Genomic DNA, 24,742 nt, shown 5'->3' with positions numbered 1-24,742 from the left:
AGTTTAATCTAAATAATAAATTATATGATTAATAATTTTTTCTAAAAACTAATATTAACAATCAGTAGTAACAGTACTATATAGAAAATCTTCACTTATTTAAATAATTTTACTTTCTTATTATTGCAAGTATTTATAAGCAATGATAAAAGAATTACTTATTATCCATAAAAGTTTAATATAAAAATAGCAGTAAGTGAATATGAAACAAGTATATAATTTTAGTTCCGGGCCAGCAATGCTTCCTATAGAAGTTCTTAATCATGCAAAAAAAGAATTAATAAATTGGCATGGATTAGGGGCATCAATAATGGAAATTAGTCATCGTAGCAAAGAATTTATTAATTTAGCTGAAGAAGTAGAACAAAATCTTCGTGATCTATTAAATATCCCTGTTAATTATAAAGTATTATTTTGTCAAGGTGGAGCAAGAGGACAATTTTCTGTAATTCCAGGTAATTTACTGGATCATGCAACAACTGCAGATTACATTGATAGTGGTTATTGGTCACATTGTGCTATTACAGAAGCAAAGAAACTCTGCTTACCTAACATTATTAATGTTAAAATAAAACGTAATAATAAACAAGCAATATTACCTATGAATAAATGGAAATTAAGCGATGAAGCGGCTTATGTCCATTTTTGTCCTAATGAAACAATTGATGGTATATCAATTGAAGAAGAACCTAATTTTAATGACAAAAATTTTGTAGCTGATCTTTCTTCAACAATTATGTCACGTCCTATTGATGTAAGACGTTATGGTATGTTTTATGCTGGAGCACAGAAAAATATTGGTCCAGCTGGTTTAACAGTGGTTGTAATACGTGATGACTTATTAGGTAAAGCAAAGCAGTGGGTACCATCAATTCTTAATTACAAAATATTAGCCGATAATAATTCTATGTTTAATACTCCTCCAACTTTTTTACTTTATCTTTCTGGTCTTGTTTTTAAATGGTTAAAAGATAAGGGTGGTTTAACTGAGATTTATAAGATAAATAAAGAAAAAGCTAATTTATTATATAATATCATTGATAGTAGTGATTTTTATCATAATGATGTAGCTGTTGAAAACCGTTCAAAAATGAACGTACCATTTCAATTAGAAAATTCTAGATTAGATAATCTTTTTATTGAAGAGTCAAATAAAGTTGGTTTGCTTTCTCTAAGAGGACATCGTATAGTTGGTGGCATGAGGGCTTCTATTTATAATGCTATGCCATTAAAAGGAGTTAAACTATTGACAGAGTTTATGATTGATTTTGAGCGTCGCTACGGATGATGCTTTTTATTTAAATTTACTATTGAAGCCATTAAATCAATAATAATTGATGGTTTCTTATTTTTTAGAGATTCAATTGCAATGTGTAACCTCTTAACTTTACAACCTATCTCACGTATTAATGGAACAATAAGTATACCAGGATCGAAAAGCATTTCTAATCGGGCTTTATTACTTGCAGCATTAGCAAAAGGTAATACATCTTTAACTAATTTGCTTGATAGTGATGATATTGCATACATGTTAAATGCGCTTAAAACATTAGGTGTTATATATAACATATCGGAAGATCGAACAGTATGTAAAGTTATTGGTACTGCTGGTTTACTTTTATCACCTAAAAAGTCAGTGGAATTATTTTTAGGTAATGCAGGAACTGTAATGCGCCCACTTACTGCAGTACTTTGCCTTGGGAAACAATCAATTGTATTAACAGGTGAAAAACGTATGAAAGAACGTCCAATTAGTCACTTAGTTGATGCTTTACGACAAGGGGGGGCAAAAATTGATTATTTAGAACAAGTAGGTTATCCACCTCTATTATTACATGGTGGTTTCGTAGGAGGCAATATTAATATTAATGGTAATATTTCTAGCCAATTTCTTACTTCATTACTAATGATTGCTCCATTAGCACTACAGGATACTACTATTAGCATTAAAGGTAATCTCGTATCCAAACCTTATATAGATATTACATTACATCTAATGCGTTGTTTTGGTATTAATATTAAAAATAATGATTATCAATATTTTATTATTAAAAGCCGACAGCAATATACTTCGCCTGGTAATTATTTAATAGAAGGAGATGCTTCATCAGCATCGTATTTTTTTGCAGCGGCTGCAATTAAAGGTGGTACTGTTCGAGTAACTGGCATTAATCGTAATAGCATTCAGGGAGATATTAATTTTGTTGATGTACTAGAAAAAATGGGAGCAATAATTAAATGGGGAAGAGGTTATATCTCATGCACTCGAAAAGCATTAAACGCTATTGATATGGACATGAATCATATTCCAGATGTAGCTATGACCCTTGCAACTACTGCATTATTCGCTAAAGGGACTACTTTAATACGTAATATTTATAATTGGCGAGTAAAAGAAACTGATCGTCTCTTAGCAATGGCTACTGAGTTACGTAAAGTTGGTGCTATAGTTGAAGAAGGATATGATTTTATTAGTATAACTCCTCCTTCTCAGTTTAAACAAGCAAAGATTCATACATATAATGATCATCGTATAGCTATGTGTTTTTCTTTAGTAGCTCTATCTAATATACCAATAACAATTATTAATCCGAACTGTACAGCTAAAACATTTCCTAATTATTTTCAGCAACTATCTAAAATAAGCTATGTTAATTAAATTTAATTAATTTTTTATGTTTATTATTTATTAATTATAGATACAAGATTTAAGCTTTTAATATTACAGAAAAATATATATATGGATAGAATAAGATAATTAGCAGAGAGTCAAAAATATTTTCATTGGAGCAAATAAAAGAATAGGAGACAATTGATGTCGATTGCCCCACCGGTGATTACCATTGATGGTCCAAGTGCTGCAGGTAAAGGAACATTATGTAGAGCAATAGCAAAATCATTAAAATGGCATATGTTTGATTCTGGCATTCTTTATCGTGTACTAGCTTTATCAGCACTATATAATCGAGTCGATATAAAATCTGAAGAAGCATTATTATCATTAGCTAGATATCTTGACGTTAGTTTTATATCAGTTAATAATAAAATACATATACTTCTCAAAAATAAAAATGTAACAAGTGAAATTCGTATACCATCAGTCAGCAAAATAGCATCATGTATTGCTATATTTCCACGAGTACGTGAAGAATTACTAAGTAAGCAACGTTCCTTCCGTAAAGAACCAGGATTAGTTACTGATGGTAGAGATATGGGAACTATAGTTTTTCCTGATGCAAAAGTTAAAATTTTTCTTGAAGCTTATTTAGAAGAAAGAGCTAAACGTCGTATGATACAGTTGCAAAAAAATGGATTTAATGTTAAGTTTGAACATATTTTAGTCGAAATAAAAAAACGTGATGAGTGCGACCGTACGCGTCTTATTTCACCTTTAATACCTTCAGTAAATACTTTAATCTTAGATTCGACTAATATGTCTATTGAGCAAGTGATTAAAAAGACTCTTGATTATATTTACCAAATTTTAAAAGGTTGCAATAAGAACTAATATATTTAACTCGGTACTAAGGAATTGTTACTGGGTATTTAAAATAACCCCATTAGACAATGATGTTAGATGGACGTTAATAAAGAATTTTAAGGTCATAAATATGACTGAATCTTTTGCTCAGCTTTTTGAAGAATCTTTAAAAGAAATTGAAACACGTCCAGGTTCTATTGTTCGTGGCATAATTATAGCTATAGATAAAGATATTGTATTAGTAGATGCTGGTCTAAAATCTGAATCTGCAATTCCTATAGAGCAATTTAAAAATGCATCAGGCGAATTAGAAGTTCAGATTGGTAATGAAGTAGATGTAGCACTAGATGCAATAGAAGATGGTTTTGGCGAAACGTTATTATCACGTGAAAAAGCTAAGCGTTATGAAGCTTGGATTACTTTGGAAAAAGCTTATAAGCATGTTGAAACTGTTAATGGTATTATCAATGGCAAAGTTAAAGGTGGTTTTACAGTTGAATTAAATGGTATTCGTGCATTTTTACCAGGATCATTAGTCGATGTACGTCCAGTTAGAGATACCTTACATCTAGAAGGGAAAGAACTTGAATTTAAAGTAATTAAACTCGATCAAAAACGTAATAATGTTGTAGTATCTAGACGTGCAGTGATTGAATCTGAAAATAGTGCTGAACGAAATCAACTTCTAGAAAGTCTTCAAGAAGGTATAGAAATCAAAGGAATCGTGAAAAATCTCACTGATTATGGTGCATTCGTTGATTTAGGCGGAGTTGATGGTTTATTACATATTACTGACATGGCTTGGAAACGTGTTAAGCATCCAAGTGAAATTGTTAATGTAGGGGATGAGATTGATATAAAAGTACTTAAGTTTGATCGAGAACGTACTCGCGTATCTTTAGGTTTAAAGCAACTTGGAGAAGACCCTTGGGTAGCAATTTCTAAACGATATCCAGAAGGTAGAAAATTAACTGGTCGTGTAACTAATTTAACTGACTATGGTTGTTTTGTAGAAATAGAAGAAGGAGTTGAAGGCTTAGTACATGTTTCTGAAATGGATTGGACTAATAAAAATATTCATCCATCTAAAGTTGTTAATGTAAACGACTTAGTGGAAATTATGGTTCTTGATATAGATGAAGAACGTCGTCGTATTTCTTTAGGTCTAAAACAATGTAAATCTAATCCATGGCAACAATTTTCAGAAACCCATAACAAAGGAGATCGTGTTGAAGGTAAAATTAAGTCTATTACTGATTTTGGTATCTTTATTGGATTAGATGGTGGTATTGATGGCTTAGTTCATTTATCTGACATTTCTTGGCATTCAAATGGTGAAGAAGCTGTTCGTGAATACAAAAAAGGAGATGAAATTTCTGCAGTTGTATTACAAGTTGATGCAGAACGTGAGCGAATATCTTTGGGTATTAAACAATTAACTGAAGATCCATTTAATAACTACATAACTTTAAATAAAAAAGGAACTATTGTAACAGGTAAAGTTATTACAATCGATACTAAAGGTGCTACAATAGAATTAGCTTATGGAGTAGAAGGTTATATAAGAGCTTCTGAAGCTTCAATGGATCGCACTGAAAATATAACTTTAATTATGAATGTCGGTGATGAAATTAAAGCAAAATTTACAGGTGTTGATCGTAAAAACCGTATTATCAGTTTATCTGTTCGAGCCAAAGATCAAGCTGATGAAAAGGAAGCTATTAGTAATGTTAATACTAAACAGGAAGATGGAGTATTTTCTAATGTTATGGTTGAAGCATTCAAAGCTGCTAAAGGTGAGTAATCAATTATCACTATTAATGTTCTTAATTTATTAAAAGATTGATCATTTTTTTGTAATTAAGAACAATTGGAGGTTATATGACCAAATCAGAGTTAATTGAAAGACTTGCTAGTCAGTATACTCATATCCCAGCTAAAATTATTGAGAATGCAATCAAAGAAATGATTGAGTACATGGTAAGCACATTAGCTAAAGGAAAACGTATTGAAATTAGAGGCTTTGGTAGTTTTTCCTTGCATTATCGTGCGCCACGTACTGGTCGTAATCCAAAAACTGGTGATAAAGTAAAACTTGAAGGAAAATATGTTCCTCATTTTAAACCAGGTAAAGAACTACGTGATCGTGTAAATATATCTATTTATAATAATTAACAGAACATAAATAATGACACCTGTTAGGTGTCGTTTTTTTTATATATTCTATTTTATCTTTATCAAATAAATTTAATGAAGAAAAAATAATTTAAAAACAATATTATTTTTTCTTCTAATTAAGTTTTGATGGACAATCAAAGGTATTTAAATTTAATTTTAATAATATTGTTATTCTGTATTAATAAATATAAATTTAAAAGTATATGAAAATACTGTAATGAGCGTGGTAAGGTATTATCATAGTACATAATCATATAATAAAATCAGTTATTTTATATTCTTAATTATTAGTATTTAATAAATAAGGAAAAATCATGTGAAATACTATTATATATTCATGAATTGAATAAAAAATAAAAATAGCCGATATATATTATGTATAGCATTAATTTCACAGCTAAAACAATTTACACCTATTAAAATATTAATAGTAGATTTTTCTTCAGTATTAAATATTCTTGGATGTTTAAATTGCGTTAGGCCTAAAACAGCGTGAATAAGTAATGTATCAAGAAAAAGATTATTCTACATGGAGCACATTCCGCCGACTATGGCCGATGATAGCACCCCACAAGATAGGTTTATTTGCATCTACTTTATCACTGATGCTTAATGCAGCAGGAGATACTCTGATCATTTCCTTATTAAAACCTTTACTAGATGATGGCTTTGGTAAATCGAATCAGTCTGTTTTACTTTGGATGCCAATAGTTATTATCTGTTTAATGATAGCACGTGGTGTAACTAGTTATATTTCTAGTTATTGCATATCATGGGTTTCAGGTAATGTAGTTATGGATATGCGTCGTCGTTTATTTAGTCATATGATGAGTATGCCTGTTGCTTTTTTTGATCAGCAATCGACTGGTACTTTATTATCTCGTATTACATATGATTCAGAACAAGTGGCATCTTCATCTTCTGGTGCTTTGGTTACTTTAGTACGTGAAAGTGCTGTTATTATAGGTATGTTTGTAATGATGTTTTACTATAGTTGGAGAATATCCTTAATTCTCATTTTACTTACACCTATAGTTTCCTGTGCAATTTGTAATATTTCCAAACGTTTTCGCAGTATAAGTAAAAATATGCAAAATGCTATGGGACAAGTAACGACCAGTGCTGAACAAATGCTTAAAGGACATAAAGAGATATTAATTTTTGGTGGCCAAGAGATAGAAACAGAACGTTTTTCTCAGGTTAGTAATAAGATGCGTCAGCAGCATATGAAATTAATATCTACTTCATCAATTTCTGATCCATTAATTCAGCTTATTGCATCATCAGCATTAGCTTTCATACTATATATTGCAAGTTTTCGAAGTGTGATGGAAACATTAAGTGCAGGAACTATTACTGTAATATTTTCGGCAATGATTGCCCTTATGCGTCCTCTAAAAGCATTGACTAATGTTAATGCACAATTTCAACGTGGTATGGCTGCATGTCAAACTTTATTTGGTATTTTAGATAGTGATAAAGAAATGGATCATGGTAAACGTGAATTAGGACGAGCAAAAGGTAATATAGAATTTCGTAATGTTACTTTTAGTTATCCTGGGCAGACTATTCCAACATTACGTGATATTAATATGATTCTTTCAGCAGGTAAAACAGTTGCATTAGTAGGAAGTTCTGGTTCTGGTAAATCAACAATGGTCAGTTTATTAACACGTTTCTATGATATTACTCATGGAAAAATTCTATTAGATGGTTATGATTTACGAGAATATACATTACGTTCCCTTCGTAATCAAGTTGCATTAGTTTCGCAAAATGTATATTTATTTGATGATACAATAGCTAATAATATCGCTTATGCATGTAATAATAAATACTCTCGTAAAGAGATAGAACGAGCAGCAAATATGGCTCATGCTATGAATTTTATTAAAAATATGGAGAATGGTTTAGATACATTAATTGGTGAAAATGGAATATTACTTTCTGGTGGACAAAGACAGCGTATTGCTATTGCACGTGCATTATTACGTGATTGTCCTATTTTAATTCTTGATGAAGCAACGTCTGCTTTAGACTCTGAATCAGAACATGCAATTCAATCAGCGTTAGAGGAATTACAAAAAAATCGTACATCTTTGATTATTGCACATCGCTTATCAACAATTCAAAAAGCTGATGAAATTGAAGTGGTTGAAGATGGATGTATCGTCGAAAAAGGTACACACAATGTTTTATTAGTTAAAAAAGGCATTTATGCTCAACTTCATAAATTACAACAATTTAATTAAATAAAAAATAATATATCATGAATCATATTTGGAGTGGACGTTCAAAACTATGGATTATATTATGGCCATGTAGTGTATTATATGGAGTAATTACTTGGTTAATTAAAATAAGTTTTAAATGTGGTTGGCGTAAACGTTGGCGTGCTAAGTGTCCAGTAGTCGTAGTAGGTAATCTTACAGTTGGAGGTAATGGTAAAACACCAGTTGTAATTTGGTTAATTCAGGCATTACAAGAACGAGGTTTACGCATCGGTGTAGTATCACGTGGTTATGGTGGTAAAGCTAAGCGGTATCCATTATTAGTTACTGAAGATACATCACCTAGTCAAGCTGGAGATGAACCTGTCATGATCGCACAGCGTACACAAGTACCAGTAGCCGTAGCACCGAATCGTTATTTAGCTGCTAAAGCATTATTAGATGCACACGATATTGATGTAATTGTTACTGATGATGGTTTACAACATTATGCATTACATCGTGATATTGAAATTGTAGTAATTGATGGAGTACGTAGATTTGGTAATGGTTGGTTGTTACCAGCTGGTCCTATGCGTGAACGTGTGTCTAGATTATCTAATGTAGATGCTATTATCGTTAATGGTGGTCATGTAAATGTAAATAATATAGAAATTGCTATGACAATAAAACCTGGTTTAGCTATTAATTTATTAACAGGAAAACCTATTAGTTTACATAAATTACCACCTATTGTCGCTATGGCAGGGATAGGGTATCCACCAAACTTTTTTAATATGATTAAGAAACAAGGTATTAATCCAATAGCAGAAATTGCCTTTACAGATCATTATGTTTATAGCAAAGCAGAATTACATAGTTTAACTAAACAAGATCAATGCCTCTTAATGACTGAAAAAGATGCTGTTAAATGTCGGAATTTTGCTCAACCTAATTGGTGGTATCTATTAGTTGATGCACATCTTCATGGTAGCAGGGTATCTACATTACTAGCTGATATTGTTGAGCTTTATACTACTACGCGTGATGTACGATTACGCTATTAAAACTTACAAAGCAATAAAATAATATATAAAATGAGATTTTATCTATTATCTATATTACTTAATTTAAGTAGTTAATTTTTATATAACATACAAGCAAACTACTTAATAAAATAAACTTGATCTAAAAGGATAAAACTATGGATCACCGTTTACTTAAAATTATTGCTTGTCCACTTTGTAACGGAAAATTTTATTATAGTAAAGCTCAACAAGAGTTAATTTGTAAATCTGATGGATTGGCTTTTCCAATACGAAATGGAATTCCAGTATTAATTGAAGTTGAAGCACGTACATTATCTATAGAAGAGATTTATTCATGAATTTTATTGCTGTAATTCCAGCTCGATTTAATTCAAAACGTTTTCCGGGAAAGCCATTGGTATGCATTAAAGGTAAACCAATTATTATACATATGATTAACCGTATTAAAAAATCTGGTGCTTATCGTATAATTGTTGCAACTGATCATCCTGATATAGCTTCTGCCGTGATTGCTGCTAAAGGAGAAGTGTGTTTAACACATTCTCAACATCAATCTGGTACAGAACGCTTGGTAGAAGTAATTGATAAATATCAATTTGCTGATGAGACTATTGTAGTAAATGTACAAGGAGATGAACCAATGATTCCACCAGATATTGTACGTCAAGTAGCATGTAATTTAGTACAACAAAAAAATAGTTGTATGGCTACAATTGCAGTTCCTATTACTAATATAGAAGATGTTTTTAATCCCGATGTTGTTAAAGTAGTCACCGATGCATATGGTTATGCAATTTATTTTTCACGGGCTGCTATCCCGTGGGATCGTGAGGCTTATGCTGAAAAATGTAAACAAATTGGTAAATTATTACTACGTCATATTGGAATTTATGCATATCGTGCTAAATTTATTCGTCGCTATGCTACTTGGAAACCTTGTCCATTAGAAAACATTGAGTTATTAGAACAGCTTCGTGTATTATGGTATAGAGAAAAAATTCATGTTGATATAGTAAAGACTAATATCAATATAAGTATTAATACACCAGAAGATATTAAAAGTTTGTTATTAGCAATGGATTAATTATATGTAATTGTAGGTAGTATTTATATACTAAATCTAACAGAAATATTAATATATTTATATATTAAATTGAGTATAATTGAGCATAAAATTTTATGAATTATAAAGTAATTAATGTTACGACTTTTTCAGAAAACTGTATAGTTATTTGGGATAAAAATAATATTCAACAAGCAGCATTAGTAGATCCTGGTGGTGATACAGAATTAATTATAAAGGTTTTATCTGAACTTAAATTAATAATATCACAGATATTATTAACACATGGACACATTGATCATGTTGGTGCTGCAATAGAACTAGCAACTTATTATCAAGTGCAAATTATTGGACCTCACTTTCTTGATGCATTTTTGCTAAATACTTTACCAATGCAGAGTTCTTTATTTAGTTTACCAAAATGTAAACCTCTAATACCAGATAAATGGTTAGAAGAAGGTGAACAGATTATGATAGGTAATACTATTATATTAGACGTAATACATTGTCCAGGACACACACCAGGCCACGTTGTATATTTTGATCGTATAAATCGTTTATTAATTTCTGGTGATGTAATTTTTAATGGTAGTATAGGACGTACTGATTTTCCTCGTAGTAGTAAAAAAGATTTAATTAATAGCATTAAAAATAAATTATTACCATTAGGTGATGATATAACTTTTATACCAGGTCATGGAATAACTTCGACAATAGGTTATGAAAGCAAGAACAATCCTTTTATTAAATAAAAAAGTTGTGCTTGCTTTATAGTTAATAAAAATATTTTATAATACTTCTATAATGGCTTTACATAATCTGGAAATATTTTCTAACGTAATACCTGCTATGTTAATTCTACTGGAATTTACGGCATAAATAGCAAAATCTTCACGTAAACGTAATATTTGATCTTGATCTAATCCAATAAAAGAGAACATACCCTTCTGATTAATGATAAAATTAAAATTTTTTCCTTTTTCAGATAGTATCTGCATAAATTGATAACGCATATTTTGAATACGTTGTCGCATATAATATAGTTCTTGTTCCCAAATCTTACGTAATAATCTATCATTTAGAATTGTTACTACTATTGCAGCACCATGAACTGGTGGATTAGAATAATTAGCACGAATATTATATTTTACTTGACTAAAAGTAGTTTTAGCAATATCGCTATTAGCTGCAATTAGTGTTAATCCTCCTACACGTTCATTATAAAGACCAAAATTTTTAGAATAAGAATTAGAAATAATTAGTTCATCATGAGAAGCTGCAAAAATACGCAATCCTTTAGTATCTTCATCTAATCCATAAGCAAACCCTTGATAAGCTAAATCAAATAATGGTAACCAACCTTTTTTTTTCGATAATGTTGCTAATATTTTCCATTGATTAATAGTTGGATCAAGACCAGTTGGATTATGACAACACCCGTGAAATAGTACTGCATCACAAGCATTTGCTTTTTGTAAAGATGTTAGCATGCCACAAAAATCAAGTTCATGACTAATTGAATTATAGTAGTTATAATAGCAAACTTGAAGACCAGCTGAACTAAATATATTTTTATGATTAGGCCAACTAGGATTACTTATCCAGATCCGTTTAATATTAGTGTTAGTAGCTATAAAATCAGCAGCTATACGTAATGCACTAGTGCCACCTGGAGTTTGTGCTGTACAAGCACGATTAGTATGAATGATTTCACTATTTATGCCAAATAAAAGTTCTTGTGTAAAACGAGCAAAGTCGCTTAAACCATCAATATTAAGATAATTTTTAGTTGTTTCATTTTCTAATAGATATTGTTCAGCTTGTTTTACACTATTAAGAATTGGAGTATTACCAGTTTCATCTTTATATACACCTATACCTAAGTTAATTTTATTATGTCGTTTATCTGCATGAAACAGTTCAGCTAACCCTAAAATTGGATCAGTAGGAGCTGCAAATATTGATTCAAACATTATTGAAGTCCAGTTATGAAAACTGTAATTTATTCTGTTAAGAAAGAAATATATACTAAAATATTTATTAAAATCATCTAAAAATGAAATGGAGCTTGGTAGCTCCTTTTGAATTTTATTGTATAAATAATTAATTAACTAATTTAAATTAGCTAATTAAAATTGATAAACCAATCCTACAGCCACTATATTTCCAGGTGAATACATTGGATCAATTTTATAATTGAAATAAGTAGTTAACTTTTTATTGAACGAATATGTTGCTCCCAATGAAATATATTTTTCTGTAGCAATACCTCCAATTGTAGTTTCTGAATAAGAGATAGAAGGACTTAAGCCGAAATCAAACTTATATTGAGCTACTATTTCAAAAGTACTACCTCTTTTAGCAAATGTAGGAATATAAGGAATTTTTTTCTTAGTTTTACTGAAAATAAAAGATGAGGATGAGTTAGGTGATGAGTGAGGTGATGTGTCTGATGGTATGTCTGATGCTGGTTTTATTGCTGGTATTTTTGTTGTTATTGTTTTTGATGTAAGAGGAATTTCATTAATTGTATGACTATATGTTGCTGCTAAATAAAACTTATCTGTATCATATTTCAATGCAGTAGCCCATGTATGACCACGTTTCATAGGCATAACAACACTACGATTATGATTCATCATTTGATTACTACTAAACGTGCTATTACTATATGCTGCTGCAATTCCTACCCCCATAGGAATATTATAAGAAGTTGAAATACCATAGCCATGACCGTTAGAAAGAAGAAGATTAGGGCGATTATTTTGACCTTGATATTGGATAGCAAAGTCCCAACCATTAACTAAACCAAAAAAATTAGTATTATTGTAAGTTAAAAAACCAGAACCACGACCCTGCATAAAATTATCTGAACGAATAGCTATTCCTCCAAACTCTGGATTCTTATGACTCCAAGATGTTATATTATAAATTATACCATAATTCCGACCATAATCTATTGAACCCATATTACCTAATTTTAATCCAGCAATACCTAAAATAGTTTTATTATGATTTATTTCATTAATATCTTCAGAACCATTAGCAAGGATTTTATATTCCCACTGACCATAACCACTTATATCTTCATTAATACGAGTTTCACCTTTGAAACCAAAATTAATATAACTTTTATCTCCATCATCCTTTGATTCACGAGATATGTAACGTACACCGGAAGCCTTTCCGTATAAATCAAGTTTGTTACCACCTTCATTATATACTTCTAATGCATTTGCTGTACCACTTACAGTTAATAAAGAAGGAATAACTACTGCAAGAATTTTTTGCTTTATCACTTTTTTACCCTCATTGGAATGACTTAAATATCTGTAATTACTATTAGCAAATTATTAGAAAACCCTTGAAAGAAGTTGAATATCTTCTATTCTACCTAGGATTGCTTATTTTAGCTTGAAAATAACATAAAATAACATAAATATTTTAATTAAAAACATGAACATTTATATACTTTAATAAGTATTACAGGCTATTTATAGCTCATATAAAGACAAAAATTATAATTTTATTGATACACTAAATAAATTTTAATTAATTAATACTAAAAATTTAAATTGCGTGGTGTACGTGGAAAAGGAATGACATCTCTCACATTTCTTACACCTGTAATATATGCAATTAATCGTTCAAGACCTAAACCAAAACCTGAATGAGGTACAGTACCATAGCGACGTAAGTCACGATACCACCAATAGTCATTTTTGTTTAATCCTATTTTTTCCATACTCATATCTAATACATCTAAACGTTCTTCACGTTGCGAACCACCAATAATTTCACCTATTCCTGGTGCTAAAATATCCATTGCTGCAACTGTTTTACCATCTTTATTTAATCTCATATAAAAAGCTTTAATATTTTTAGGATAGTTTTTAACCACCACTGGTATTTTGAAATATTTTTCAGCTAAATAACGTTCGTGTTCAGACGACATTTCAGTTCCCCAAAAAACAGGATTTTCGAACTTTTGGTTGCTTTTTAATAAAATTTCAATTGCATCAGTATAGTCTATTTGAGCAAAACTCGTTTCAATAAAAAGTTCTAAACGTGAAATAACTTCTTTATTCACACGATCAGTAAATAACTTAAGATCATCAGATCTTTCTATTAAAATAGCTTTAAATACATATTTTAACATCATTTCAGCTAATTCGGCAGCATTGTCTAATGTTGCAAATGCAGTTTCTGGTTCTAACATCCAAAATTCCGCCAAATGACGACTAGTATTAGATTTTTCTGCTCGAAAAGTTGGACCAAAAGTATATATTTTAGATAATGCACAAGCATAAGTTTCACCGTTTAACTGTCCAGATACGGTTAGAAAAGCTTCCTTACCAAAGAAATCTTCATTAAAATCTACTTTTCCTTGGTTATTACGTGGTAGATTTTCTAGATCTAATGTTGAAATACGAAACATTTCGCCACTACCTTCAGCATCAAACGATGTAATCAGAGGAGTAGACACCCAAAAATAACCGTTTTCATTAAAGAAGCGATGTAATGATTGAGCTAGAGTATGGCGTATTCTAGCAACTGCACCAATAATATTAGTTCGTGCTCTTAAGTGTGCTACTTCTCGTAAATATTCAAGGCTATGATGTTTTGCGGCTATTGGATAACTTTCTGGATTATTAATCCAACCAATAACCTCAATTTGAGTAGTTTGTATTTCAAATTCTTGTTTTCTACCCAGTGATTTAACTAATATACCATTGATTATTACAGAACATCCAGTTGTTAAATGTAAAACTTCATTATGATAATTAATTAAAGAACTATTAGCTATAACCTGAATGCAATTTACACATGAACCATCATAAACAGCAATAAAAGAGAATCCAGCTTTAGAATTTCTTCGAGTACGTACCCAACCGCGTACAGTAATTTTACTGTTAATCGGCACAAGGTTTTGCAGTATATTTGCTATAGGTACTACTCTCATAAAATTCCCCTAAAGGTTTTTTATTAAACATACTGAAAAGTATCTTATCTCTATATCATATTCTCTATATCATATTCTATATATCATATTCTATCATTAGAAAATATATGCATTGATTGTTATTTAATTAAATTTTTTAATAATTTTTTATTAATTTTTAGTAATGCAAACATATTTTGCTTTTTCATTTTTAGTATTCTTGATTTTTTCATATATAAATTTTATAAAAAATTTAGCAGATTATTAAAATAATTTAATATATTTTATCTAATTAGCATAAAATCAAACAGTCAAATTTTAAATATTAATTATATTTTTATTAAAAGTAATGCAACTTGAACCTTGTTCTGTTAAGAACTATATCACATTGTTCGAAATAAATTTATATAAATACAATAATTAGTGCATATTTTAAAATATGAATATATCATTCTAGTAGTCTATATTTATTTATTAAATTTTTTTTAAGATTATACATCTTTATTAAGCGATAACAATAGCAATAGTACTAATTACTATAATTTTATTTAATTTACATTCTATAAAATAATGTATGATATAAAATCACTAAGTGATTACTATTCCTAATAGAATATACATAACCTGATATTTATATTCTATTGATGTTATTATTTTAATAATAAAATATTGATTGTTTATTAGTATTTAATTAAAACCATCTATTATTGCAAATAAAAAATAACTTCATATTTATGAAATAAATAATATAACAATAAGAAATTTTCTAAATAATCTAATTTTATCTTATTAAAAATTTAAGTTAACATTAAGAATTAATGATGTAATATAATAAATATACTTTAAGATTTAATCTAGTACATATTAATAAAATTTTATGAATATTTAATTAATTAAGTTTTATTAACATAAAAATGTATATAATATATCTTTATATCCTATAATAATTATTAATATTATGTTATCTATGGTAATTTATGTTATATCCTTTTTTTCGTTCAATATTATTTAAACTTGATCCAGAATATGCAAATAAAATAATTGTTAAAGCATTACGTTTTATTAGTGGTACATTTTTAGAAAGATTGACGTATCAAACTCTACCATTACGTCCAGTTAGCTGCATGGGATTAAATTTTCCAAATGCTCTTGGTCTTGCTGCAGGACTTGATAAAAATGCTGAATATATTAATGTTTTTAATGCAATGGGATTTGGTTTTATTGAAGTAGGTACAGTGACTCCACTTCCACAATCTGGTAATAGTAAGCCACGTATATTTCGTTTATTAGAAGTAGAAGGCATTATTAACCGTATGGGCTTTAATAACTACGGAGTTGATTATTTAGTAGAAAATCTTAAGAAAACATCTTTTAAAGGAATATTAGGAGTTAATATTGGTAAAAATACTAATACCCCTATAGAAGATAGTAAAAAAGATTATCTAATTTGCATGGAAAAAGTTTATAGTTATGCGGATTATATTGCTATTAACATTTCATCACCTAATACACCAAAATTACGTACAATACAATATAATGAAGCATTAGACAATTTACTTTCAGCTGTTAAAAGCAAACAAAAAGAGTTACAACAAATATATTTTAAATATGTTCCAGTAGTAGTAAAAATTGCTCCTGATTTTTCTATCAAAGAATTAACTAAAGTTGCTAGCAGTTTAATCTATCATAATATTGATGGAGTAATTGCTACTAATACTACACTAGATCGTACCCTTGTCACAAGCATAAAATATGCAGAAGAAAAAGGTGGATTAAGTGGTCGTCCACTACAATTACGTAGTACTGAGATAATACGTTGTCTTTCACATGCATTACGTGGTAAATTACCTATTATTGGAGTAGGAGGAATTGATTCTATTATTTCTGTTCGTGAAAAAATAGCTGCTGGCGCTACGTTAGTACAAATATATTCAGGACTTATTTATAAAGGTCCTAAATTAGTTAAAGATATTATTACTAATCTTTAAAAAAATATTTAAATTCAGGATAAATATATATTAAAATTAGATCAATCAATATTTTATTATGTTAAAATTAGATAATAAAAATACAATTTCAAATTTATAAGTTATTATAAATATAACTAATTTACTTAATTAATAATTTTTTAATTTGCAAACCTATACTAATTATACTTTACTGTTATTTTATATAATTTATTTATAACAATGTTATATTGCTAATTGGGATACAACAACAGGGAAATATCATTCCATCTTCATGAATATTATCTAAATAAGATTTATTCAATAATTTAACGGTACCAGATATAAGATGTAGTTTACATTTACCACAAATACCTGATCTACATGAATATGGAATTAGAAAACCGTATAGTTCTAATTGTTCTAAAATAATTTGTTTATTATTCCCAATAATTTCATGTTTTTTATAGTTAATCACAACATGATGACGATTTTTTGATAAGAAAAGCTTTTTTCTTTCCATGTTCATTTCAAAATAATAAATTTGTTATTGTTATTTATAAACAATAACAAATTTATATAAAATCATATATGAACTCAAGTAATGAAATCTTATTAGATTAAAATATTTATAAAAAGTAATATTTTTATGTATTAAATATACTTTAAATTTTCTTACAGTATTAAGATTTATGACATATCAATTCAATTCTACTAACAATATTTAGCATGAACATTTAATCATATTTCAAGAATAATCATTTTTGCTAATGTAAGAAATAAATATCTGTTTAATAAATATTATATATCTATACAATATTGTATCAAAAATGTTATTTGATATGATTAACAATCGATCATATCAATAGGTAGTAATACATGTTAACTACGATATTAAATAATTCTTATGCCCAAGTAAAATAATTATGTATAATTCTAATTAATTATGCATTTCAAATCTTGTTTATGTTAGTGTAATAAATCGATTTTTATTATTAATATGTTTATTATATTAACGAATATTATATCATTTTGATTAATATGTATTTTTTTAGTTATATAATTAAAATATAAAAAGTATTTATAGTTGAAGTTCTAATTAGATTCGCTAAGTTAATAAATTTGTCAAAGTTTATTTATGTAGTATTCTTTAAGCTTAATTTCTATTTTAATTGTTATAATTGTATCTTTTATTTTGTCAATAGTAATTAGATATTTTAACGTATTAATTTTTACTATCATAGAATTAGTAGTTTCTAACAGTGACTAATTAATTTTTGTATTGCTTGGACTTATATTTTGATAATCGATTTTATTGCATTGAGTTATATTTTATATATGTCAAAGTTATTATAGTTTTATTTGTAATGTAATTACATGTACATGTAATTAATATTATATAGGAATACTATTCCTTTTAATATAATACTGGTAATACTAACTAAAGAATTTAATACATAATATCTTTCTACTATCATAGGAAGAGTAATTCTCCTATAGAAAAGTAAAGAATCGCATGGCAATAGATAGCGTTTTTCATTTTTATTATCAGTATTATAGTAAAAATATTCAAAATGATAATAATTTATTATCTATAGTAAAATACTAGCAAGTATATTTAACTAAGGTAGTAAGAAAATTATTAGTTATTAATACATAATTAATATATTTGTAATAACTTTCATTTTTCTATGAACTGGAATCGGTTAATAAATATTTACTCTGTACCGAATGCATTTTTGCATTAATGATAATTATTACTATGTTCATGATTATGACTATTAATTAGATGTTTATTTATATTCGATTTAATAAAAATATAAATTAATGATTTAATATTGATAGATAATCATAAATATATTGCTAAAGTTAATGAAATTAAACGTTGGATGTACTATTTCAAGTTTGAATAATTACTATATATCACATTAATAATTAGTAGGTAGACTTGATTTATTAATTGTATGCATAAAAAATAAGAAGTAAATTTAATTACTGGAAATTTCAATAGTGTTAGTGTTAAATCTAGTTAAGTAAAAATTTAAAGTCGAAATATAGATATAGGCATCATAAAAAGTATAGTATTAACTGATTATCTTGATCATGTAAAAATTAAAAATTAAAATATGTCTTGATGTAGGTATAGAAAAACAGTTGAATAAATATGGTATGCTCTGATTGATAAACTATAAATTGGTTGTAAAAGGATTTACTTAGCATATTTATTTTTAGGTTATAATAGTAAATTACAACCTAACACTAGAGATAATAGTTAAAACTATATAGTATTTAAAATACTACCTATTTTAATCAAACATTAAAGTAATTCATGTTATGTATGATTAGAAAGTAAAACAATTAATAAATTTGATTTATTAACATAGGTAATGTGGCATTATTTCGTAGTTATTGTGTTACTACTGTTAGATATGTTGTTTCAAAACTGATAAATATATAACGATTTATCAATTATATATCTGTTTTTTTCATTTGTTTCGTTTTATTATTTTAACATATTAAAATTTAATTAAGATAAATATAAGATTAAAAAAATAGTAATATTATTACTATTATTGATCTGTTTATGTCTAGCATATTTGTAAAAATAGGAGCATTTGCTAATTATTATTTATGATTATGTTCCTATATTAATTATAATAGAGTACTTTATTAGCTGTTTTAATATAAAAATTAACTTTAAAAATTATTTAATTAATAGTAAAAATTATAATTTGCATACAATCTTAAAAAGAAAAATTGATAATTTTTTATCAGGTTATATCTATATATAGATTTAGTTTTTTATATGTATGAAACAAGATGGAAAAAATTAAGTAAATTTACTAGTTTATAAGTAATTTCAATAACTATTGGAGAATTTAGTAAGATACAATAAAAATTGTTGATTCGATAGATTAGATTAATACTTTATTTATTAATTCAATAATTAATAACACTACTAATATTAAGAGGCAAATACAAAAGATATCAAATAATTTAAACTAAAAAATAAATAGTATTTCCATAGAAACATTCCCAATAGATATAAACTTTGCATGAAGTAAGCCATAGTATGAAATGGTTGCAACCAAGACTAAAAATGATTATTAATAATAGTAACTTGTTTGTATTTAAAGCAAAGTTAAATGAATATCCACAGTTAAAAAGAGCGAAAAAATAAAAAAATGAAATGGTTCATAATCGGAGCTGTACTAGCATTAACAGGTTGTGGTAGCGACTTTACTGAAAATAAATATTATCAGATACCAGCAGGTAATAAGCTGGAATTAGCTAGAACTCATCAATATAGTTGTAATCATCCTGTAATTTGGGTAGAAAAAGTAAACTTATCTGATTATTTATTAGGGAATGGTTTAGTATACCAAATCAGCAAAGTGAAATATAATGCTGCTACTAATAATTTATGGGCAAGTCCACTTGATACACAACTTAAAGAAACATTGATACATAATCTTACTAAAAAAATTCCAGGTGGTTTAATAACTAGTGAACCACTTTGTAAAAATTACTATAACTTGATAGTTTATCTACGTGATTTCCATGGACGTTTTGATGGACAAGTGGTAATAAGTGGTGAATGGTTATTACGGCATAAAACTAATCTGATTAAAAATAATTTTAATATTACTATACCACAAACTCAAGATAATTATTCTTCATTAGTAGAAGCATTGTCTATTGGTTGGGATATCATATCTAAACAAATTGCTAATAATATAATAAAAAATAATAATATTAATAATAAAAATATCTTTTAAAAAAATGACTCTCTGTTATGTAGTATATATTTTATATACTTAATGAACATTTAGTATTTGTACTACATAACTGAATTAATGTTCTGATATGTTGTGGTTTAATTTATTATTTTTATATAAGATCAAATATACGAAAAATTTTTATTATATATATATTTAAACAAATTAAAAAAAAGATGTATCTTTAAATAAGCCTACTTTTAAATCAGTAGCTGTATAAATTAAGTGGTTATCAACAAATACTTCTCCATCTGCTACCCCTACTATAAGTTTACGTTTAATAATTCTTTTTAAATGAATTTTATAAGTAACTTTTTTATCTGTCGGTAAAACTTGTCCAGTAAACCTTACTTCACCTACACCTAAAGCTCGTCCCTTTCCTTCTGCTCCTAACCATCCAAGATAAAATCCTACTAATTGCCACATGGCGTCAAGACCAAGGCAACCTGGCATAACTGGATCACCAATAAAATGGCAATTAAAAAACCAAAGATTTGGGTAAATATCTAATTCCGCTTCTACAAAACCTTTACCATAATGACCATCATTCTCAGTCATTTTAACTACCCGATCCATGATAAGCATGTTACCAGACGGAAGAGGTGGCCCGTTCTCACCGAATAGCTCACTTCGACCTGAAGCAATTAGCTCTTCTTTGTTATAGGATCTTTGTTTATCTATTTTATCTATCATATGTTCAATAGCCTTGATGTCTTATTAATATGGGGAAATAATTTCTCCTAATAAATATAATTAATAGCTATGTTTAAACCAATTAAATAAACGTAATAACCATGGTTTTTGATATATTCCATGTTGATTCAATTGATTAATACGTTCTTTAATAAGATATAGCAGTGATTCATCGTTGTTTTGTATACTTCGCCAGACAATACCAGTGAGTAATGGTAATGCTTCTTCTATACTATCAACTGCCCATATATGAAATTGTCCGATTTTAACTGCATCTACTACATCTTGATTTAAACTAAGGTGATGAACATTACTAGTAGGTAAAATAACTCCTTGTTTACCAGTAAGGATACGAGCATTACAAATTTTAAAAAATCCCTCAATTTTGCGACTTACTTCTCCTACTGCTTGAACCTTACCAAATTGATCTACTGATCCAGTTACTGCAATTTGTTGATTTAAAGGCTTATTAGCTAAAGCACTAATTAATACGCAAAGTTCTGCTAATGATGCACTATCTCCGTTAACCTCTGAATAGGATTGTTCTAATACTAATGAAGCAGAAAAAGGAAAATGTTGTTGTAATTCTAATTGTGAAATTAAATAAGCTTGCATAATCATTACGCCTTTTGCATGAATATTATCTCCTAGATCTAATTTGCTCTCAACATCAGTACATTCATTATCTCCAGGATATACAACGCAAGTAATACGTAATGGTGTACCCCAAGCAAGAGGATGTCCAGAACATTCAACAACTGAGAGGCCATTAATTTGTCCTATTACTTCATCTGTTGTATTGATAATCATTTGATTAGATAAAATATCATCATACATACGTTCAGATATAAAACTTTCACGCCAAGCTTTTACTTCTAATGCTTTTTTTAGAGATTTAGCATTTAAACTATTACCATGTATTGCTGTCTCTTGTAATTGACGTCGTAACCAAGTAGGGCATAATGGTAGAATATTTTGGTCTCCTGTAATACGTACAGCTTCATTAATTAAAAGAGGCCAGAAATCAACTTCTGGTTGTGGTAAACCAATTGATTTTGCTTGTGCTAATGTCCATTGACACCAAGATTTTATATCATTTTCTTTTCTTATTAGTAAGTTTTCTTCAAACTCACTATAAAGAGCTATTTTGTATATTTCATTATCTAATTCTTGAAAAGAAGCTAATGTATTACGATTACCACATAGCACTAGTCGTAATTGTAGTGGTAATGCAGGAATTGAGATAGGTAGTGGTTGACGTTCATTTTGTGAAGACCAATAAAAATGACCTTGTTCAATATATTTACGTAAACGTAGCCATAATAACGGTTGTAGTAGAAATGTATTAATTGATAAAATTAAAGTACCACCATTAGCCTTATGTATTAATCCAGGTTCAAGTTGGATATGATCTTTAAATTGACGTACACAACCAAAAAGTTGTTCTGATTCAAACCAATTAGCTTGATAAACTCCTCCATCACTAGTAAATGGACAATTACAATCAGTTGGTGGAATTAGAATAACAGTATCATCTATAATTTGATATTCACCTCCAAAAAGTGTAATTGATTTTGATTGAAAACGCTTTGCAGCCGTCATAATCCAAGAAAAATAATCTATATTTTCTTGACTACATAGTAATAATATAAAATTATTTGTTTGATTATATAAATGAGCTAGTGCGTTTAATAGTCGTGGTTGAACATCAGCAAGGTTATCACTATCATTTAAGAAGATATTTGAAAAAATAGATTGATAACGAATACTATTCGGTTGAAGTGCCTGCCATGTAAGTTTAGTGCTGGTCAAGATATTTGCATTAATTAAATTGAAGGAAGAACAATTATACAATAATTAGTTTAATTAAGCGCTGTAGATTTTTTTATTTAAATGATATTAAAAAAGTATTTCACTTTTGATTTTTTTTGAAGAAGAATAGTGATAAGACTTAAATAATGTATCTTAAATAATTCTAAATTATAATAAAATATGAGTTTATAAATAGAAAAATTCTATAATGTAAATTACATTTTAGATTTAGTTTGTCTTATTAAATTTAATCTATAATTAATTATCTTAAATTCAGTTAAATAATTTTACACGAAGTAAAAACCCCGTTAAGCCGGGGTTTTTACTTTTTTACATAAATATAGATGCTTGATGTAATATAATGTCTTGAAAACCTCGTACATTAATTTCAACACGACGATCTGGTGCTAAGCATTCGATTAAGGCTTTACGCTTTTTAAAATCATCACAAGAATGGCCTGTAATTGATTGAGATTTACCCATACCATGTGCCGTAATGTTATCATATGGAATATTCTTTGATATTAAGAAATCAACAATAGCTTGTGCACGTTGTTCAGATAGTTTTTGATTATACTTATCTGGACCAATGCGGTCAGTAAAGCCTAGAACAATAATAGAACTATCTTGAGCATTCATTTTACTTAAATCTTTGTAAAGATTTTCTAGAGCTATTTTACCTTGTTCCTTTAAAGTAGCTTTATTAAAAGCAAATAAAAAATCAGATTTTAAGTGAAAATGTTTAGTCTTAATAATCCTTACTGGTGCTATTGTTTTTACTTGATTAAAATGATAAGAAAGACCTAAAGTAAGCATACCACTGTCAGGACGAGAACCAGTAACCTCTGCATCTCCGACTCGATTTATCCATTGATAATCTAAATGAGTAACCCAGCTTTCTGCTAGAGAATAATCAATTCCAAAAGCAAGTAATGGAGCAATTCCTGTATCATGATCACGAATACGTTCACTATCCAAATGTCTACTTTCAGTTGCATCAGCACGCCATAACATGCCTCCTAGACGAGTATATATATCTACATCATCAAATATTGGATAACTAAATTTAGCTGATGCTTGAAGACCATGTGCCCTAAATGCACCATTAATGAAATCACCTTTGTATGCTATACGTCCTAACCAATCATAACCTACTTCAAAAGCTAAGTCCTCTTTAACTTGATATCCTAAAATGAGACCTACACCCACTTGTGATTTTTTAGTGGGACCATCATTGTGGTCATAATCATTACCAAAATGCCTAGTATCATGGTATCTACTCCAACCCATTTTACCGCCAGTATACCAAGTTTTATTCTTAGGGACGGCTTGCGCTACAGTAGTGAAGCCAGCCAATGCTACTGCAATTGCTATAGCTGTTTTTTTCATTTGCGCCTCGTTATCATCCAAAATCCAAATATGCAATTAGCAAAAATTTTGTTCTTGATTGTAATCTTTTGCCGAGTCAAAATGCTCGTTTATGACTTTATCAAAAAAACTGAGCCTATTCAGCACCGTGGCAAGATAAAGTCTACAACGAGATTGGAAAGTTACAAGTATGATGTAAAACTAGATCATAAAAAACAGGT

General features: G+C 28.4%; 20 protein-coding genes. 12 read left to right on the top strand and 8 right to left on the bottom strand.

The window, feature by feature from the left end:
* The first annotated feature begins 202 nt into the window (after positions 1–202).
* The gene (serC, locus tag FD728_RS01880; protein WP_159934234.1) at positions 203–1,288 is read left to right on the top strand and encodes a 3-phosphoserine/phosphohydroxythreonine transaminase; all 1,086 of its coding nucleotides are present in this window, start codon (positions 203–205) and stop codon (positions 1,286–1,288) included.
* On the opposite strand, the gene FD728_RS04730 is transcribed toward serC, so the two are convergent.
* A complete protein-coding gene (locus FD728_RS04730) occupies positions 1,279–1,530 on the bottom strand; it encodes a hypothetical protein (protein ID WP_236261821.1) in 252 nt (83 codons plus the stop codon). The genes serC and FD728_RS04730 overlap by 10 nt on opposite strands.
* Here FD728_RS04730 and aroA point away from each other — a divergent pair.
* From aroA to FD728_RS01835, 9 genes are all read left to right on the top strand, one after another.
* A complete protein-coding gene (aroA, locus tag FD728_RS01875) occupies positions 1,418–2,659 on the top strand; it encodes a 3-phosphoshikimate 1-carboxyvinyltransferase (RefSeq protein WP_236261818.1) in 1,242 nt (413 codons plus the stop codon). The genes FD728_RS04730 and aroA overlap by 113 nt on opposite strands.
* Before the next feature lie 156 nt (positions 2,660–2,815).
* The gene (gene cmk / locus FD728_RS01870) at positions 2,816–3,508 is read left to right on the top strand and encodes a (d)CMP kinase (protein WP_159934230.1); all 693 of its coding nucleotides are present in this window, start codon (positions 2,816–2,818) and stop codon (positions 3,506–3,508) included.
* Between the two features lie 103 nt (positions 3,509–3,611).
* On the top strand, positions 3,612–5,285 hold the full coding sequence (gene rpsA, locus FD728_RS01865) for a 30S ribosomal protein S1 (protein ID WP_159934228.1): 1,674 nt from the start codon (positions 3,612–3,614) through the stop codon (positions 5,283–5,285).
* A 77-nt stretch (positions 5,286–5,362) separates the two neighbouring features.
* Entirely contained in the window at positions 5,363–5,656 is a 294-nt protein-coding gene (gene ihfB, locus FD728_RS01860) for an integration host factor subunit beta (protein WP_159934226.1), read from the top strand.
* A gap of 506 nt (positions 5,657–6,162) precedes the next feature.
* Positions 6,163–7,911, top strand: a complete 1,749-nt coding sequence (gene msbA / locus FD728_RS01855) for a lipid A ABC transporter ATP-binding protein/permease MsbA (protein WP_159934224.1) — start codon at positions 6,163–6,165, stop codon at positions 7,909–7,911.
* 14 nt (positions 7,912–7,925) lie between these two features.
* Positions 7,926–8,936 carry a tetraacyldisaccharide 4'-kinase gene (gene lpxK / locus FD728_RS01850; protein WP_159934486.1) on the top strand — a complete coding sequence of 337 codons (1,011 nt, stop codon included), beginning with the start codon at positions 7,926–7,928 and terminating at the stop codon, positions 8,934–8,936.
* Positions 8,937–9,073: 137 nt separating this feature from the next.
* The gene (locus FD728_RS01845) at positions 9,074–9,256 is read left to right on the top strand and encodes a Trm112 family protein (protein WP_159934222.1); all 183 of its coding nucleotides are present in this window, start codon (positions 9,074–9,076) and stop codon (positions 9,254–9,256) included.
* Positions 9,253–10,002 (top strand): 3-deoxy-manno-octulosonate cytidylyltransferase, encoded by a 750-nt coding sequence (kdsB, locus tag FD728_RS01840; protein ID WP_159934220.1) that lies wholly within the window; start codon positions 9,253–9,255, stop codon positions 10,000–10,002. The genes FD728_RS01845 and kdsB overlap by 4 nt, the downstream gene beginning before the upstream one ends.
* Before the next feature lie 95 nt (positions 10,003–10,097).
* Positions 10,098–10,733 carry an MBL fold metallo-hydrolase gene (locus tag FD728_RS01835; RefSeq protein ID WP_159934218.1) on the top strand — a complete coding sequence of 212 codons (636 nt, stop codon included), beginning with the start codon at positions 10,098–10,100 and terminating at the stop codon, positions 10,731–10,733.
* 36 nt (positions 10,734–10,769) lie between these two features.
* Here the strand turns inward: FD728_RS01835 and FD728_RS01830 are convergent, their stop codons facing one another.
* The 3 genes from FD728_RS01830 to asnS form a co-directional block, all read right to left on the bottom strand.
* Entirely contained in the window at positions 10,770–11,954 is a 1,185-nt protein-coding gene (locus FD728_RS01830) for an amino acid aminotransferase (protein ID WP_159934216.1), read from the bottom strand.
* Between the two features lie 156 nt (positions 11,955–12,110).
* Complete coding sequence (locus tag FD728_RS01825) at positions 12,111–13,280, bottom strand: porin (protein ID WP_304623074.1); 1,170 nt, start codon at positions 13,278–13,280, stop codon at positions 12,111–12,113.
* Positions 13,281–13,543: 263 nt separating this feature from the next.
* Positions 13,544–14,944, bottom strand: a complete 1,401-nt coding sequence (gene asnS, locus FD728_RS01820) for an asparagine--tRNA ligase (protein WP_159934214.1) — start codon at positions 14,942–14,944, stop codon at positions 13,544–13,546.
* Positions 14,945–15,900: 956 nt separating this feature from the next.
* Between asnS and pyrD the strand changes: the two genes are divergently transcribed.
* On the top strand, positions 15,901–16,911 hold the full coding sequence (pyrD, locus tag FD728_RS01815; RefSeq protein WP_159934212.1) for a quinone-dependent dihydroorotate dehydrogenase: 1,011 nt from the start codon (positions 15,901–15,903) through the stop codon (positions 16,909–16,911).
* A gap of 193 nt (positions 16,912–17,104) precedes the next feature.
* Here pyrD and FD728_RS01810 read toward each other — a convergent pair whose 3' ends face one another.
* Positions 17,105–17,392, bottom strand: coding sequence for a 2Fe-2S iron-sulfur cluster-binding protein (locus tag FD728_RS01810; protein WP_236261812.1), 288 nt, complete (start codon positions 17,390–17,392; stop codon positions 17,105–17,107).
* A 2,662-nt stretch (positions 17,393–20,054) separates the two neighbouring features.
* Here FD728_RS01810 and pqiC point away from each other — a divergent pair.
* The gene (gene pqiC / locus FD728_RS01805) at positions 20,055–20,648 is read left to right on the top strand and encodes a membrane integrity-associated transporter subunit PqiC (RefSeq protein ID WP_159934208.1); all 594 of its coding nucleotides are present in this window, start codon (positions 20,055–20,057) and stop codon (positions 20,646–20,648) included.
* 165 nt (positions 20,649–20,813) lie between these two features.
* Here pqiC and fabA read toward each other — a convergent pair whose 3' ends face one another.
* The 3 genes from fabA to ompA all read right to left on the bottom strand — a co-directional run bounded on the left by fabA (position 20,814) and on the right by ompA (position 24,542).
* Complete coding sequence (fabA, locus tag FD728_RS01800) at positions 20,814–21,341, bottom strand: bifunctional 3-hydroxydecanoyl-ACP dehydratase/trans-2-decenoyl-ACP isomerase (protein ID WP_159934206.1); 528 nt, start codon at positions 21,339–21,341, stop codon at positions 20,814–20,816.
* A 60-nt stretch (positions 21,342–21,401) separates the two neighbouring features.
* On the bottom strand, positions 21,402–23,195 hold the full coding sequence (locus FD728_RS01795; protein WP_370516242.1) for an AAA family ATPase: 1,794 nt from the start codon (positions 23,193–23,195) through the stop codon (positions 21,402–21,404).
* A 288-nt stretch (positions 23,196–23,483) separates the two neighbouring features.
* On the bottom strand, positions 23,484–24,542 hold the full coding sequence (ompA, locus tag FD728_RS01790; RefSeq protein WP_159934202.1) for a porin OmpA: 1,059 nt from the start codon (positions 24,540–24,542) through the stop codon (positions 23,484–23,486).
* Positions 24,543–24,742: the final 200 nt, after the last annotated feature.

This window comes from Pantoea sp. Aalb, assembly GCF_009829985.1.
In the GTDB taxonomy this organism is placed as follows: Bacteria; Pseudomonadota; Gammaproteobacteria; order Enterobacterales; family Enterobacteriaceae; genus SZZU01.
This window is presented reverse-complemented; position numbering and strand designations above follow the sequence as displayed.

Coding starts and splice junctions, on each gene's coding strand:
- serC (WP_159934234.1), top strand. CDS start 203: ATGAAACAAGTATATAATTTTAGTTCCGGGCCAGCAATGCTTCCTATA.
- FD728_RS04730 (WP_236261821.1), bottom strand. CDS start 1,530: ATGTATGCAATATCATCACTATCAAGCAAATTAGTTAAAGATGTATTA.
- cmk (WP_159934230.1), top strand. CDS start 2,816: ATGTCGATTGCCCCACCGGTGATTACCATTGATGGTCCAAGTGCTGCA.
- rpsA (WP_159934228.1), top strand. CDS start 3,612: ATGACTGAATCTTTTGCTCAGCTTTTTGAAGAATCTTTAAAAGAAATT.
- ihfB (WP_159934226.1), top strand. CDS start 5,363: ATGACCAAATCAGAGTTAATTGAAAGACTTGCTAGTCAGTATACTCAT.
- msbA (WP_159934224.1), top strand. CDS start 6,163: ATGTATCAAGAAAAAGATTATTCTACATGGAGCACATTCCGCCGACTA.
- FD728_RS01845 (WP_159934222.1), top strand. CDS start 9,074: ATGGATCACCGTTTACTTAAAATTATTGCTTGTCCACTTTGTAACGGA.
- kdsB (WP_159934220.1), top strand. CDS start 9,253: ATGAATTTTATTGCTGTAATTCCAGCTCGATTTAATTCAAAACGTTTT.
- FD728_RS01835 (WP_159934218.1), top strand. CDS start 10,098: ATGAATTATAAAGTAATTAATGTTACGACTTTTTCAGAAAACTGTATA.
- FD728_RS01830 (WP_159934216.1), bottom strand. CDS start 11,954: ATGTTTGAATCAATATTTGCAGCTCCTACTGATCCAATTTTAGGGTTA.
- asnS (WP_159934214.1), bottom strand. CDS start 14,944: ATGAGAGTAGTACCTATAGCAAATATACTGCAAAACCTTGTGCCGATT.
- pyrD (WP_159934212.1), top strand. CDS start 15,901: ATGTTATATCCTTTTTTTCGTTCAATATTATTTAAACTTGATCCAGAA.
- FD728_RS01810 (WP_236261812.1), bottom strand. CDS start 17,392: ATGGAAAGAAAAAAGCTTTTCTTATCAAAAAATCGTCATCATGTTGTG.
- pqiC (WP_159934208.1), top strand. CDS start 20,055: ATGAAATGGTTCATAATCGGAGCTGTACTAGCATTAACAGGTTGTGGT.
- fabA (WP_159934206.1), bottom strand. CDS start 21,341: ATGATAGATAAAATAGATAAACAAAGATCCTATAACAAAGAAGAGCTA.
- ompA (WP_159934202.1), bottom strand. CDS start 24,542: ATGAAAAAAACAGCTATAGCAATTGCAGTAGCATTGGCTGGCTTCACT.